This window comes from Bradyrhizobium guangdongense (assembly GCF_004114975.1).
Classification (GTDB): Bacteria; Pseudomonadota; Alphaproteobacteria; order Rhizobiales; family Xanthobacteraceae; genus Bradyrhizobium; species Bradyrhizobium guangdongense.
On sequence record NZ_CP030052.1, the window covers coordinates 608,722 to 623,027 of the forward strand.

Consider the following 14,306-nt stretch of genomic DNA (forward strand, 5'->3'; position numbering starts at 1 on the left):
GACACGCCGCAGACAGGACAGGCAACCTTGGCTAGAGCCACCGGTGCGCTCCCGAGCGCTTCGAGACATCTACCCAATATTACCCAACTCTCCCCGGCGCGGCACTTATTGAGCGTCTCGGCCGCGTTTAGACCATTCGTATCAAGCAGGATCGGAGAGGAAAGATCGTGTCGCACCATTGCACCGACGACGCGAAGTCGGCCAGGCTTGGGCGCTCGCCCAAGGTCGGAGCCGCTGGCGCCGTTGCAATCGTGGCGACGCTCGATACGAAGGGCGCAGAAGCATCTTATCTCCGAAACGTCATCGAAGGCCTGGGCCGCACGACGGTGGTCTTAGACGTCGGTACGTCCAAGGCAGGGTCGGACAAAGAGCCGACAGATGGCGGCCGCGCCGTTTCTCCCGTCGAGCTCTTGAACGACATTGCCCAATCGGCCCGCAAAATGGTCGATGATCTTCGCCAATCAGGCGCGATCAGCGCAATTGTCGGAATTGCGGGTGGCAAGGGCAGCGCCGTCTTTGGCGAAGTCGTCCGCGATTTACCATATGGCTTCCCGAAGCTCCTTGTGAGTAGCGCCAGGCCCGCACTGCTCGCCGAACTGGCCGTCCATAACGACATCATCCTCTATCCGACCCTTGTCGACCTCTTCGGGATCAACGCCTTCACCCAACGCGTGCTGGACAATGCCGGCCGCGCCGTGGCCGCCATGCAATATGAGCCATCCCGTCAGAGGAGACGGAAGAAAATCGTCGCCATCACGGCCTTCGGAGTTACGACGCCGGCGGCCAATCAATGCGTAAGACGTCTTGGAGAGGCCGGCCTCGATGCGATCGTTTTCCCCGCTAACGGGGCCGGCGGGCGCAAGATGGAACAGCTAATCGCGGCCGGTGAGTTTGACGCTGTAATCGATCTGACCACAACCGAGCTTGCTGACGAAATCGTCGGTGGCACCGCCAGCGCCGGACCGGATCGGCTCAAGGCAGCCGCGGATCGATCAATCCCGCAGGTCGTCGCGCCAGGCGCAGTCGACATGGTCAATTTTGGTCCACCATCCAGCGTCCCCGATCAGTTTCGCTGCCGCCAGTTCTACTCCCATACTCGCTACACCACGCTCATGCGCACAACTCCGTCCGAAAACGCAAGCATCGGCCGGCTTACGGCCGAGCGGCTGTCGCGGGCCGAAGCGCCAGCCATCGTGCTCTGGCCGGCGAAAGGCGTCTCCGACTACGACCGCGACGGCGGCGTGTTCCGTGATTGCAATGCCGACCGCGCTTGGCTGGACGCGGTCAAGAACAATCTGCCGCCCAAAATCACGGTGCGCGAATTGAACTGTCACATCAACGATCCCGAATTTGCCGAGGCGGCCGCGAGTTGGATCCTCGAGCAATTGGCGCAGGAAGGCTGACTGCGATGCGGATGTTTGAGCGAAGCGAAATCCTAGCGAAGATCGCAAGCCAGGTGGCCGAGCGCAGAGCGGTTCTTGCCGCAGGCAGCAGCTGCGGCCTGGTGGCCAAATGCGCTGTCCTCGGGGGCGCGGACATGCTGGTGGTCTACTCTACCGGGCTGTCGCGCCTGATGGGGCTTCCGACCAGCCGGATCGGAGACTCCAACGCGCGCACGCTCGAGCTTGCCGCAGAAATCCGCAACGTTGTCTCTTCCATCCCCGTGATCGGCGGCGTTGAGGCCTGGGATCCCGTTCGGCTCGATCTCGATGCGTTGCTCGACAAATTCTGGGCGGCCGGCTTCTCAGGCGTGATCAACTATCCCACCATCTCGACCATGGGCGACAAATGGCGCGACCGCCGCGGCCGCGTCGGGCTCGGCTTCGAACGCGAAGTCGAGATGATCGCATCTGCGCGCAAGAAGAACATCTTCTCGCTCGCCTATGTCGCAAACCCGGACGATGCCAAGGCGATGGCAAGCGCCGGGGCCGACTGCATCATCCCTCATGTCGGCGCCACACGGGGCGGGCTCGTTGGCCATGAGGAAGGGCGGTCGGTCAAAGACGCGATCAATCGCATCAACGACATCAACGCCGCGGCCAGGAGCGGGCGCTCCGACGTTGTCCTGCTCTGCCATGGTGGTGCGATCGCAGAGCCCGCGGATACGGCCGAGGTGTACCGGTCGACGCAATGCGTCGGATTTGTCGGCGCCTCCTCCATCGAACGAATTCCGATCGAACGGGCAGTAAAGGCGGCAGCCGAGGAATTCAAAGCCGTCCCGCTTCCCCAACATCACTGACCTCAGTTCCAAGAAATCGCAGCGAGGCTGGAATGGACACACCGATGGGCCAATCAAGCAAGGGCATGACCGTGGCGATCGCCCGAAGCGCAAGGGCGGATCACGAATGGGCAACCGACGTTCTCGTAGTCGGGAGTGGTGCAGCCGGGCTCTCGGCCGCCCTCTATGCGGCAAAAGCAGGACTGCGCGTCACTGTCTGCGAAAAATCCGCCCGGCTCGGCGGCACGACAGCTCTTTCCAATGGTATGATCTGGGTTCCTTGCTCACCCCAGGCGCGCTCAGCGAAGATCGACGACTCGCTTGCGAAGGCAAGGACCTACCTGCAGCACGAACTTGGCACCTATTACCGGGCAGGCTTCATCGATGCTTATCTCGAGGACGGCCCAGCTGCACTTGCCGCCCTTGAGGACGGGACAGAGGTCAACTTCACGCTGGCCTCGGCGCCCGATTATCATTCGAGCCAGATCGGCGGCGTCGACAAGGGCCGGGCACTGAGCCCGGCTCCCTATGATGGGCGCCTTCTCGGAGCCGATTTCGATCTGATCGGCGATCCCATCCGGGTTGTGCTTGGTGGAATGATGATCTCATCCAGCGAGGTCAGAAGCTTCCTCAATCCCTTCCAATCCTTTGCCGCCCTCAGACACGTCTTGCGGCGTGTCGGTCGCTACGCGCGTGACCGGCTGGGCCACAGGCGCGGGACAGAGCTCAGCGGAGGGAACGCCCTGATCGCGCGCCTGGTCGTCAGTCTGCGCAAGCACGGCGTCGAGATATGGCCTGGCTCCCCGCTGATAGAGCTGATCAGGGAAGATGGGCGTGTCACCGGAGCCGTCGTCAAGCGGAACGGTTCCGACCTTCGCGTGCGCGCCTCGCATGGCGTCATCCTCGCAACGGGCGGATTTGCTCGCAGCGCAGAGTTAAGAGCCAGCCTCAGCGGTCCCCACCAGCACGATGACACGCTGGCCCATGTGGACGTTGTGGGCGATGGCATTTCCCTGGCGTCCAGGCTTGGAGCTGCGATTGACAACAATGTCGCCTCTGCCGGCTTTTGGACTCCCGTCTCAATTCTCAAGAGCGGCAGCTCCTCCCAAGTGGTCCCCTATGGCTGGCTCGATCGCGGCCGTCCCGGCGTCATCGCAGTGGGGCCGGATGCCAAGCGTTTCGTCAACGAATCCAATTCGTATCACGACATTTGCCTGGCGATGTTCACCAGCGGCTATCCGGCAGATAAGCGATTTTACTTCATCTGCGACCTGGAGTTCGTACGGTTGAGAGGTATGGGACATCTGCTGCCCTGGCCCTGGACCTTGAGGATCGGAAAATATGCGCGCCTTGGGTACATCAAGGTCGGCCGGACAATTCCTGAACTTGCCAAACAGCTGGGGCTAGATCCGGCTGCGCTTGAAAAGACCGTCGAAGAGCACAACACGCACGCTGCTGAGGGGCGCGATCCGCTGTTCAAACGCGGTGAATCCGCCTTTAATCGCACGCTCGGCGATCCGGCCGTGAGCAAGAAAAACCCAAATCTCGGACCCATCAAGACAGGCCCGTTTATCGCGCTTCCAATCGTTCCGGCAACGCTCGGCACGGCCACCGGCCTGGCAACCGACACTTGCGGCCAGGTCCTAGACGGGCAGGAAAGATCCATCGCGGGCCTTTACGCTTGCGGCAACGACATGACATCCCCGATGCGCGGCATCTATCCAGGAGCAGGCATCACCATCGGGCCTGCGATTGTGTTCGCGTACCGGGCTGTCAACGCCATCCTATCGGCGACGCAGCAAAAGACAAAGGCTGCCGCTTCTGGAGCTTGACATCGTTTGCATGGGGCGAGCGCGTGATCGACGAAGCATTGGCTTTCGCCAGGAGCGGCTGGCTCGAAGGCGGCTCATCCAAGGGGTTTGATTTTTGATGCGCCGCTCGCGCCATGCCAAGATCGTCGCAACCATCGGCCCGGCAACCGTCGAGCTCGACCAACTCCGTGCTCTCGATCTTGCAGGTGCCGATACATTCCGCCTGAACTTCAGTCATGGCACCAAAGACGATCACGCGCGCGCCTTTACCGCCATTCGCGCGCTCGAGCGCGAATTCGGCCGACCCATCGGCGTGCTACAAGATCTGCAAGGCCCGAAGCTGCGCATCGGTTCGCTTGAAGAGGGTGAGCTCACGCTGCAGGCCGGCGAAACGGTCCGCTTTGTTCTGGACGGAGCAAGAGGCGGAAAGCAGGCGATCCCTCTGCCACATCCGGAGATCTTTGTAGCTGCGTATCCAGGTCAAAATCTGCTCATCGATGACGGCCGTGTTCGCCTAAGCCTCGAAAAGCCAGGCGATGGCGACATGATAGCGCGCGTCATTGTCGGTGGAACGATCCGCGATCAAAAAGGCGTAAACGTGCCGGGAGCGTTGCTTGATATCTACCCCCTGACCAAGAAGGATCGTGACGATCTCGTCTTCGGCCTAGAGCTGGGCGTCGACTGGGTTGCCTTGTCCTTTGTTCAGAAGCCTTCAGACCTGATTGAGGCACGAGCTCTAATCGGTGAGGCAGCCGGCCTCGTCGCCAAAATCGAAACGCCAATGGCGCTTGATCACATCGATGATATCATCAAATTGTCCGACGCCCTCATGGTCGCCCGCGGCGATCTTGGGGTCGAGATTCCCCCGGAAAACGTGCCTGGCCGACAAAAAGAGCTCATTCGTGCTTGCCGAATGGCCGCAAAGCCCGTGATCGTCGCAACCCAAATGCTTGATTCCATGGTGGCAGCGCCGACGCCGACGCGCGCGGAAGCCTCCGATGTTGCGACCGCCATCTATGATGGAGCCGATGCTGTGATGCTATCAGCCGAAACGGCAAACGGCGCTTATCCGGCCGAAGCCGTCGCCATGATGGATCGTATCATCCGGAGTACGGAGCAACATCGTCTCTATCGCTCCTTGATCAGGGCTGCGCAAGTCGACGAAGAGATTACCCCTCCACACGCTGTCGCAGCGGCAGGCGCAGATCTTGCCGCCACGATCGAGGCCAAAGCCATCATCGGCTTCACGGCGAGCGGGACGACCGCAGCCCGCATTTCGCGCAAACGACCACCGATCCCCGTTCTTGCTCTGACGCCAGACGACATTGTGGCGCGACGCATGTGCCTGTTGTGGGGCGTCCATAGTGTCGTGGCCAGCGATCCCTCCGGCCATGAAGAAATAACCCGGATCGCGGCCGTGGCAGCGCAACGGGAAGGCTATGTGCGGTCCGGCGACTTGGCCGTCGTGGTCTTTGGCCTCCCATTCGGACAAATAGGCGCGACAAACAACGTACGCGTTGCTGTCTGCTAGAACAGTCCGTTCGCCCTGAAACGTCTGTCGAGCCATCTTGATGTCGATCCGGACTGCGGCGAGGCTCTACGCATGGTCGTGCACGAGATGCTCCAAGCCCGGCTGCAACTCCGGCCAGGAGCTTACATTGCCTGACGACCACGAGGCAGCTCTGCGCGGATGGGCGGTTTCGGTCGAAACCGCACAGCCTTTTTAGTCGAATGCCGCTTGCAGCGAGCAGACGGGCTGTATCGCTGGCATGAGGGCCTCAGCGGCAGGCATCTGCGTGCCGCCCGCGGCCTGTTGAACTGGTCCGTCAAGGAAGTGGCCCAGCGGGTGTGCGTCTCCACGGCGATCATCTGGCGGATCGAGGAGTACAGCGACACACCAATGTCCGACGCGCAGAGGGAAAGCTTGAGAAAGACCTTTGTCGATGCAGGAATCAAAGTTACCCTTCCGGTCGTAGGCAAGCCCCGGTGTTCAGCCGCGATGACGCTCCATCGGCAAATCGAGATGGCTATCAATCGTTATCTTTTTTGCAGCGCAGGAGGGCAGCGCCGGTCTCAAGAATCAACAAAATTGAGCTTCCGGCAGCTTCTCCTCGTGTGAAAGTGCTACTCAGGTGCCCCATGCTGGCAAGTCTCGGTCTTATCCTCCTCTGCCAATTGATCGGAGAGGCCATTACGCGCGGGTTCGGCCTGCTGCTGCCTGGTCCGGTCGTCGGGCTCCTGCTGCTGTTGATTTTGCTGCTCGTCCGTGACCGTTTCGCAATCATCGCTCAAGGACCGCTGCGAAACGGCGGCGTTGAGACTGCCAGCAGGGGGCTGCTCAACAATCTGTCTCTCCTGTTTGTCCCGGCCGGCGTGGGTGTCGTGGAAAAACTCGATCTCATTTATGCTCATGGGATAGCAATTGTGTTGATTCTTGCCCTTTCCGTCGTAGTGACCCTTCTCGCGACCGTGCTAACGTTTCGCCTGGTCAGCCGGCTGTTCGGTCATGAGGCGCCATGAAGGACCATGCATTCTCGCTCTGGGTCTATCTGTCGCAATCGCCTCTGCTTTGGCTGACGATCACCTTACTGGTTTATGCAGTCTCGGAAGCGCTGTCGCTTGCCCTCCACCGACATCCGCTCGCCAATCCTGTTCTCCACGCGGTCTGGATCATCGGCGTGTTTCTGTTCGTGACCAGCACGCCATATCCGGTCTATTTTAGCGGAGCGCAGTTCGTACATTTCTTGCTCGGCCCAGCCACAGTCGCGCTCGCTATCCCGCTCTACGAGAACCGCAGGATCGTCCTTGCCTCGATCGTGCCAATGCTGGCAGCCCTCGTTGTGGGCTCGGTCACAGCGGCCGCGTCGATTGTGCTGCTTGCGAAAGCTGCAGGCTTGCCGCGCGATGTTGTACTGTCCCTTGCGCCTAAGTCCGTGACAGCCGCGGTCGCAATGGGGATCAGCGAAACACTGCACGCCGACCCTTCTCTGACCGCCGTCGCGGTGATCCTCACGGGGATCATGGGAGCGATCATTGTCACGCCATTGATGAATTGGAGTGGTATCATTGATTTTCGTGCGCGTGGTTTTGCCGCGGGCATCGCCGCGCACGGCATTGGTACCGCGCGAGCGTTTCAGGTGGACGAGGTTGCGGGCGTGTTCTCGGGGATTGCGATGAGCCTGAACGCGCTGGTTACGTCTTTGCTCGTCCCTCTCGCAGTCACACAATTGTTGCGATAAGCCACCGCGCATGGCCGTTCTGACGAGGCCCATCCTCACTTTTTCGGATAGCCAAACCATCGCGGCAACGAGCGATACTTACTGGGAGGAAAGGCTAGCTTCGCCTCCGAGCTGGGCGACGATCCAATCGGCAAAAGCGCGCACCGCCGAGCGTTGCCGGCTGGCGCGCGGATAAATTAGCCTGTGACCGACGTATCGAATATCGGTTGCGCGGCCGGCCAATGGAGCAACCAGTCGTCCGCTAGCCAATTCGCGCTCCGCTAGAAGCGTTGATTCCAAGGCTACTCCCAGTCCTTCGGCGGCGGTTGCAATCGCCAGGAAACTTCGATCGAATCTCATGCCGTGAATCGCTGGAGCTTCCAATCCATTGGCGGCGAACCACTGATGCCATTGAACTTGCTTCACGTCTGAACGGATCAATGTCTGATCCAGGAGGTCGATCGGCTTCTTGATTGATTTTGCAAGCTTCCGGGAGCATAGGGGAGTGACTGTTTCCTCTGGCAGAGGAACAATCTCGACGCCCTCCGCCCTCGGCGGACCGTAAACGATGTCGACATCGAAATCATCGTTACTGAAACGCGCATAGTCTGTGCTGGCAGCCAAGCGAACTTCTAGCTTCGGATGGGCTGCAAGAAACTGCGCCAGTCGTGGCGTTAGCCATTGCGCTGCAAAGCTCGGAGCGGAGTGAACCCGCACCAACTGCGGACCACGAGCAGCGACTTCCTCCAAGCCGCGGCGGAGCTGATCGAATGCAGCGCCGGTATGTCGCATCAGGTTCTCGCCGGCCGGCGTGAGCCGCACCGCGCGTGCACTGCGCTCGAAGAGAACGGTCCGGAGCGTGTCCTCCAGCTTACGGATTGCATGACTGACTGCACTTGGCGTCAGGTGAAGCTCATTCGCCGCATCGCGAAACGATCCGGTGCGGGCCGCCGCCTCAAAGGCGCGAATTGCCGATATCGGAACATTCGAGAGCATCGCATAAGTGAACCAGATTCATCGACCCATGACAACTGTGCGCTTGTCGGCGCGGAGAGCGAGGGTCATTCCTAGCATTGTCAAGGAAAACAATTTGCGGGAGGAACTGATGCTGCTCAGCGGGAAGACAGCCATCATTTCGGGCGCGGCCTCGCCGCGGGGGATCGGGCTCGCCACCGCCCGGCGGTTTGCCTCCGAGGGCGCTCGGGTCGCAATCCTCGATATCGATGCCGGAGCCGCGGCAGGGGCAGCAGCCACTCTTGGCAAGGAACACCTCGGTTTGCGCTGCGACGTCGCTGACAAATCGTCCTGCGAGCGGGCAGTTGCAAGCGCGGTCGAGGCATTCGGTGGTATCGATATACTGATCAACAATGCCGGCATTACCCAGCCGGTGAAGCTCCTGGACATATCAGCCGCCGATTGGGATCGCATTCAAGACGTCAATCTCAAAGGCGTTCTCTTCCTCTCCCAGGCCGTGATCCCGCATATGCGTGCGCGGAAGTCCGGATCGATCGCATGCATGTCGTCGGTGTCGGCCCAGCGTGGCGGCGGAATTTTTGGGGGACCACACTATTCGGCAGCGAAAGCCGGCGTTCTTGGTTTAGCCAAGGCCATGGCTCGCGAGTTCGGTCCTGACAACATCCGCGTCAACTGCGTCACGCCTGGCCTGATCGGCACCGATATCACGGCCGGCAAGCTGACTGATGAAATGCGTGCGAAAATTCTGGAAGGCATTCCACTCAATCGTCTCGGCACCGCAGAAGATGTCGCCGGCATCTACACTTTTCTGGCCTCCGATCTCTCCGCGTACGTCACTGGTGCCGTGATCGACGTCAATGGCGGCATGCTCATCCACTGAGCCAGCAAGAGAAGGTCCAGATCGATGGAAGCGCCGACCAAAACGTTGACCAACACGCCCAAGCTGGCGGACCGCGCCTATAACATTCGCCGCAATGCGCTGCGCATGGGGGAAGTTCAGGGCCAAGGCTATATCGCTCAGGCGCTCGATATCTCCGACGTTCTCGCCGTGGCTTACTTTCACGCGATGCGCTATCGGCCGGAGGATCCGACCTGGGAGGAACGCGATCGCTTCCTGCTCTCAAACGGGCACTACGCTATTGCGCTTTATGCGGCTTTGATAGAAGCGGGGATCGTCCCCGAGGAAGAGCTTGAGACCTATGGCAGTGACGAGAGCCGCTTGCCAATGTCGGGCATGGCCTCCTACACGCCCGGAATGGAAATGTCGGGTGGCTCGCTCGGCCTCGGGCTCAGCATTGCTGTCGGCATGGGCCTTGGCCTCAAACGCAAAAGGTCCGAGGCGCGGGTATACACCTTGTTCTCCGACGGCGAGCTCGACGAGGGCTCCGTGTGGGAGGCCATCCAGTCGGCGGCCCACTACAAGCTGGACAACCTGATCGGCATTGTCGATGTCAACAACCAGCAGGCCGACGGTCCCTCGACGCAAGTCATGGCCTTCGAACCCTTGGTCGACAAGCTCCAGGCATTCGGCTGGTTCGTACAACGTATCGATGGCAATGATCTCGATGCCGTGCTCGCAGCATTCGACCGTGCAAAGTCGCATCCCGAGCCGAAGCCGCGAATGATCGTCGCCGACACCCTCATGGGGAAGGGCGTTCCTTTCCTCGAGCAGCGCGAGAAGAACCATTTCATTCGCGTCGAGCAGCACGAATGGCAACTTGCCCTTGCCGCGCTGGAAGCCGGGAGGCAGGCATGAAGACCGTCAGATCAGCACCGCAAGCGGGCAAGCCGCGCCTAACCACCTCTGCCATGATCGCCTCGATTGCGGCCGAGGGCCAAAAGACGAAGCCAGCGCCGTTCGGACATGCACTCGTCGAACTGGCACGGAGCCGGCCAGAGGTGGTCGGCATGACCGCCGATCTCGGCAAATACACCGACCTGCACATCTTCGCCAAGGAATTTCCAGACCGCTATTACCAGATGGGCATGGCCGAGCAACTTTTGTTCGGAGCAGCCTCCGGACTCGCCGCAGAGGGCTTCATGCCCTTTGCGACGACATATGCCGTGTTCGCATCGCGGCGCGCCTACGATTTCATTCATCAGACCATTGCGGAGGAAGACCGCAACGTGAAAATCGTCTGCGCCTTGCCCGGCCTGACCTCGGGCTATGGCCCAAGTCATCAAGCCGCCGAGGATCTCGCGTTGTTTCGGGCCATGCCAAATATGACGGTGATCGACCCCTGCGATGCCAGTGAAATCGAGCAGGTGGTGCCAGCCATAGCCGCGCATCAAGGTCCAGTCTACATGCGCCTGCTGCGCGGCCAGGTGCCTGTCGTTCTGGATGAATACGACTATAAGTTCGAGCTTGGAAAGGCCAAGCTGATCCGTGATGGCAAGGACGTCCTGATCATCTCGTCCGGCATCATGACCATGCGGGCACTCGAGGCCGTCCAAGCTTTGAAGGATGACCGCGTGGATGCAGCGGTGCTGCATGTTCCAACCATCAAGCCCCTCGACGCAGAGACTATCCTGCGTGAGGCCAGCAAGCCGGCACGGCTTGTCGTCGTTGCCGAAAATCACACGACCATTGGTGGCCTCGGCGAAGCAATTGCCGCACTCCTCTTGCGTTCTGGGGCACATCCGCCTTTCCGCCAGATCGCATTGCCGGACGAATTTCTCGACGCCGGCGCGCTTCCAACGCTGCACGACCGTTACGGGATTTCCACCGCAGAGGTCGCAAGGCAAATCAAACAGTGGCTTTAGCGCCGCTGGGCTGAGGTCCAACAAGCTGTACTCAACGTTGCCCGCCGCACCTTGCAGCGGCGAACGCTGGCTTTTGCCCAAATGCCGGCACTCAAGACGCGGGCACACGAATGAGCGGAACGGCTGCGCCGCCTGCGCTGAGATCGCCACCGCTAGGTAAATAGAACGAGGAGGAAGACATGAGCGTATCGAAACGCAGAGATATCAGCCGGCGTTCCCTGTTGAAAGCTGCAACGGCCGTACCTCTCTGCGCAATTCTCACTCGACCGGCATCTGCGGCCGAATTCGTTTATAAATTTGCAACCGGCCAGGATCCGACGCATCCGGTGAACGTCCGCGCGCAGGAAGCCATCCAACGCATTCTAGAGGCTACCAGTGGCCGGCTCGAGATCAGGCTGTTTCCGGCCAACCAGCTCGGGTCCGACACCGAGCTCATGACCCAGGTCCGCAGCGGCGGCGTCGAATTCTTTAATCAGTCCTCTTCGATCCTCGCCACCCTGGTCCCAAGTGCGGGCCTGGTGAACACCGGCTTCGCGTTTACTGACTACGATAGCGTTTGGAAAGCTATGGACGGAGATCTCGGAACCTACATCCGGACGCAGATTGCCAAAACTCCGATCATGGCGGTTTCCAAAGCGTGGGATAACGGCTTTCGTCAGGTGACTTCTTCCGGACGTGAGATCCGCAGCCCTGACGATCTAAAGAATTTCCAGATCCGCGTCCCCCCGGCGCCGCTTTTGACCTCGCTTTTCAAGGCGCTTGGAGCCGGCCCGACGCCTATTAACTTCAACGAGGTCTACTCCGCGTTACAGACCAAAGTCGTGGACGGCCAGGAGAATCCGTTGCCGATCATTGCAACCGCCCGCCTCTACGAAGTGCAAAGCACGTGCAGCCTGACCGGGCACGTTTGGGACGGATACTGGATCCTCGCCAACAAGCGCGCATTCGAGCGCTTACCGAAGGATGTTCAGGAGGTCGTGACCCGCGAACTAGATCGCTCCGCCGTCGATCAGCGGGCTGATATCGCAAAGCTCAGCCAGTCCTTGCGCACCGATCTGTCGGCCAAAGGTCTCAAATTTATCGAAGTCGATCGCGCCGCCTTCCGACAAGCCTTGTCCAAGACTAGCTTCTACTCCGACTGGAAGGGCAAATTCGGCGAGGAGGCGTGGTCGCAGCTCGAAAAAGCGGCGGGTCAGCTGTCATGAGCAGCGTGAGCCACGCTCCACATGCTGATGACGGTGGAGCGACCGCCTCGACTGAACGGGGTCCCCGACATTGGGCGGTAACAGCGAACACGATGTTGGGCCACCTCGTCGCGGTCCCAGCCGCGCTACTCGTCCTGGCCGAAGTCGCAATCCTGGCCGCAGGAATCGTAGGCAGATACGTATTCCGCTCCCCCATCGTCTGGTCCGACGAACTCGCCGGTATTCTCTTCCTTTGGCTTGCCATGCTCGGCTCCGTCATTGCTTTCCAGCGCGGCGAGCACATGCGTATGACAGCCATCGTCGGCGTGCTCAGTGCCCAGGTGCGTGCGTTTTTGGACGTGGTGGCGGCCGCAGCCTCGCTGGCGTTTCTTTTGCTCGTCGTTTGGCCGGCCTATGAATTTGCCGCCGACGAGGCCTTCGTCACCACGCCGGCGCTGGAGATCATCAACACTTGGCGTGCGGCGGCGCTACCGATCGGAATTGGGCTGATGCTGATCGCCGCGGCCCTCCGGCTCTGCCGAATTGCCAATCTACGCAGCTTGTTGGCCTCTCTAGCGATCGTCGCCGGTCTCATCCTTGCGTTCGTGCTGCTCGCGCCGGTTTTTAAGCCGCTCGGCAATCTGAACCTTCTGATCTTCTTCGTCTTTGTTGTCGGTGCGATGGTCTTTGCCGCCGTTCCGATTGCCTTTGCATTCGGTCTCGCCACCGTGGGTTATCTCACGCTTACGACGAGCACGCCGGACGTAGTGATGATCGGGCGGATGGATGAAGGGATGAGCCATCTGATCCTGCTCGCCGTGCCTCTTTTCGTCTTCCTGGGCCTGCTGATCGAGATGACGGGCATGGCTCGCGCAATGGTCGGTTTCCTCGCAAGTCTCCTCGGCCACGTCCGCGGCGGGCTGCACTACGTCCTGGTCGGGGCTATGTATCTGGTCTCCGGTATCTCAGGGTCCAAGGCGGCAGATATGGCGGCCGTGGCCCCTGTGCTGTTTCCCGAGATGCGGCAGCGTGGCGCCAAACCCGGCGACCTCGTTGCGTTGCTGGCCGCCACGGGGGCGCAAACCGAAACGATTCCGCCGTCGCTGGTTCTGATCACGATCGGCTCGGTGACGGGCGTGTCGATCTCCGCGCTATTCACCGGCGGATTGCTCCCGGGCGTGGTGCTCGCAGTTATGCTCGGGGCGATCGTGTGGTGGCGCTACCGGCGCGAGGACCTCTCTCACGTCAAAAGGGCGACTGGGCGGGAGATCGGCCGAGCCTTTGTCATTGCTCTTCCTGCGATCGCCTTGCCTTTCGTGATCCGGACCGCCGTCGTCGAAGGCGTTGCAACGGCAACGGAGGTCTCGACCATCGGCATCTTGTACTCGGCCTGCGCCGGTCTCCTCATTTACCGCCAGTTCGACTGGCGACGCATCTATCCTATGCTGGTCGAGACGGCCTCCCTGTCGGGCGCGATTCTGCTCATCATCGGCGCCGCGACAGGAATGGCCTGGGCGCTGACCCAGTCGGGATTTTCAGCCTCGCTTGCCAAGTTCATGACCAGCCTTCCCGGCGGTGTCCCCGTCTTCCTAGCGGTGACGATCGTAACTTTCGTGATTCTAGGCAGCGTGCTGGAGGGGATCCCAGCCATCGTCTTGTTCGGTCCGCTCCTGTTCCCGATCGCGCGGCAGGTTGGGGTCCACGATGTCCATTACGCAATGGTCGTGGTTCTCGCGATGGGCATCGGCCTGTTCGCACCGCCGTTTGGGGTCGGCTACTACGCGGCCTGCGCTATCAGCCGCATTAACCCGGACGACGGTATGAGACCAATCGTGGGATACATGATTGCGCTGCTCATTGGCACGCTGATCGTCGCCGCGGTGCCCTGGCTGTCTATCGGCTTCCTGAAATAAGACTATCCGGTCCCGTGACCGGACCGCGATCGGCTGCCACCTTAAGTGACGCGAGCGGATAGAACTTGCTGGCACCGGCAGCAGTTTATAACGCTGGCGAAGCGAAGCGCCCCGATCAGCGTGTGAACTGGTTCATATGCGCGGCGTGCAGCCTTGGATAACCAACAGAGCGAAGCAGGCTCCGGCTCGGCTGAGGCGGTACGTCAGCCGTTCGTCTTCTGATG

13 protein-coding genes are annotated in these 14,306 nt (G+C 60.6%); 12 read left to right on the forward strand and 1 reads right to left on the reverse strand.

Features of this window, described 5'->3' with window-relative positions:
• Positions 1 to 167: 167 nt before the first annotated feature.
• The 7 genes from X265_RS38505 (at position 168) to X265_RS38535 (ending at position 7,268) form a co-directional block, all read left to right on the forward strand.
• The gene (locus X265_RS38505; RefSeq protein WP_232995565.1) at positions 168 to 1,403 is read left to right on the forward strand and encodes a Tm-1-like ATP-binding domain-containing protein; all 1,236 of its coding nucleotides are present in this window, start codon (positions 168 to 170) and stop codon (positions 1,401 to 1,403) included.
• Positions 1,404 to 1,414: 11 nt separating this feature from the next.
• On the forward strand, positions 1,415 to 2,239 hold the full coding sequence (locus tag X265_RS38510) for a phosphoenolpyruvate hydrolase family protein (RefSeq protein WP_232995566.1): 825 nt from the start codon (positions 1,415 to 1,417) through the stop codon (positions 2,237 to 2,239).
• Positions 2,240 to 2,271: 32 nt separating this feature from the next.
• Positions 2,272 to 4,050 (forward strand): FAD-dependent oxidoreductase, encoded by a 1,779-nt coding sequence (locus X265_RS38515; RefSeq protein WP_232995567.1) that lies wholly within the window; start codon positions 2,272 to 2,274, stop codon positions 4,048 to 4,050.
• A gap of 97 nt (positions 4,051 to 4,147) precedes the next feature.
• Complete coding sequence (gene pyk, locus X265_RS38520; protein ID WP_128929489.1) at positions 4,148 to 5,560, forward strand: pyruvate kinase; 1,413 nt, start codon at positions 4,148 to 4,150, stop codon at positions 5,558 to 5,560.
• Positions 5,561 to 5,719: 159 nt separating this feature from the next.
• Complete coding sequence (locus tag X265_RS38525; protein ID WP_128969535.1) at positions 5,720 to 6,148, forward strand: helix-turn-helix domain-containing protein; 429 nt, start codon at positions 5,720 to 5,722, stop codon at positions 6,146 to 6,148.
• 20 nt (positions 6,149 to 6,168) lie between these two features.
• Positions 6,169 to 6,549, forward strand: coding sequence for a CidA/LrgA family protein (locus X265_RS38530; RefSeq protein ID WP_128929491.1), 381 nt, complete (start codon positions 6,169 to 6,171; stop codon positions 6,547 to 6,549).
• On the forward strand, positions 6,546 to 7,268 hold the full coding sequence (locus X265_RS38535; RefSeq protein WP_128929492.1) for an LrgB family protein: 723 nt from the start codon (positions 6,546 to 6,548) through the stop codon (positions 7,266 to 7,268). Before X265_RS38530 ends, X265_RS38535 begins: the two co-directional genes overlap by 4 nt.
• 78 nt (positions 7,269 to 7,346) lie before the next feature.
• Here X265_RS38535 and X265_RS38540 read toward each other — a convergent pair whose 3' ends face one another.
• Entirely contained in the window at positions 7,347 to 8,243 is an 897-nt protein-coding gene (locus tag X265_RS38540) for a LysR substrate-binding domain-containing protein (RefSeq protein WP_128929493.1), read from the reverse strand.
• 109 nt (positions 8,244 to 8,352) lie between these two features.
• Between X265_RS38540 and X265_RS38545 the strand changes: the two genes are divergently transcribed.
• The 5 genes from X265_RS38545 (at position 8,353) to X265_RS38565 (ending at position 14,082) form a co-directional block, all read left to right on the forward strand.
• The gene (locus X265_RS38545; RefSeq protein WP_128955190.1) at positions 8,353 to 9,102 is read left to right on the forward strand and encodes an SDR family NAD(P)-dependent oxidoreductase; all 750 of its coding nucleotides are present in this window, start codon (positions 8,353 to 8,355) and stop codon (positions 9,100 to 9,102) included.
• A gap of 24 nt (positions 9,103 to 9,126) precedes the next feature.
• Positions 9,127 to 9,978, forward strand: coding sequence for a transketolase (locus X265_RS38550; protein WP_128929495.1), 852 nt, complete (start codon positions 9,127 to 9,129; stop codon positions 9,976 to 9,978).
• Positions 9,975 to 10,985, forward strand: a complete 1,011-nt coding sequence (locus tag X265_RS38555) for a transketolase family protein (protein ID WP_188637396.1) — start codon at positions 9,975 to 9,977, stop codon at positions 10,983 to 10,985. Before X265_RS38550 ends, X265_RS38555 begins: the two co-directional genes overlap by 4 nt.
• Positions 10,986 to 11,164: 179 nt before the next feature.
• On the forward strand, positions 11,165 to 12,190 hold the full coding sequence (locus tag X265_RS38560) for a TRAP transporter substrate-binding protein (protein WP_128929497.1): 1,026 nt from the start codon (positions 11,165 to 11,167) through the stop codon (positions 12,188 to 12,190).
• Positions 12,187 to 14,082, forward strand: coding sequence for a TRAP transporter large permease (locus tag X265_RS38565; RefSeq protein WP_128929498.1), 1,896 nt, complete (start codon positions 12,187 to 12,189; stop codon positions 14,080 to 14,082). Before X265_RS38560 ends, X265_RS38565 begins: the two co-directional genes overlap by 4 nt.
• Positions 14,083 to 14,306 lie beyond the last annotated feature (224 nt).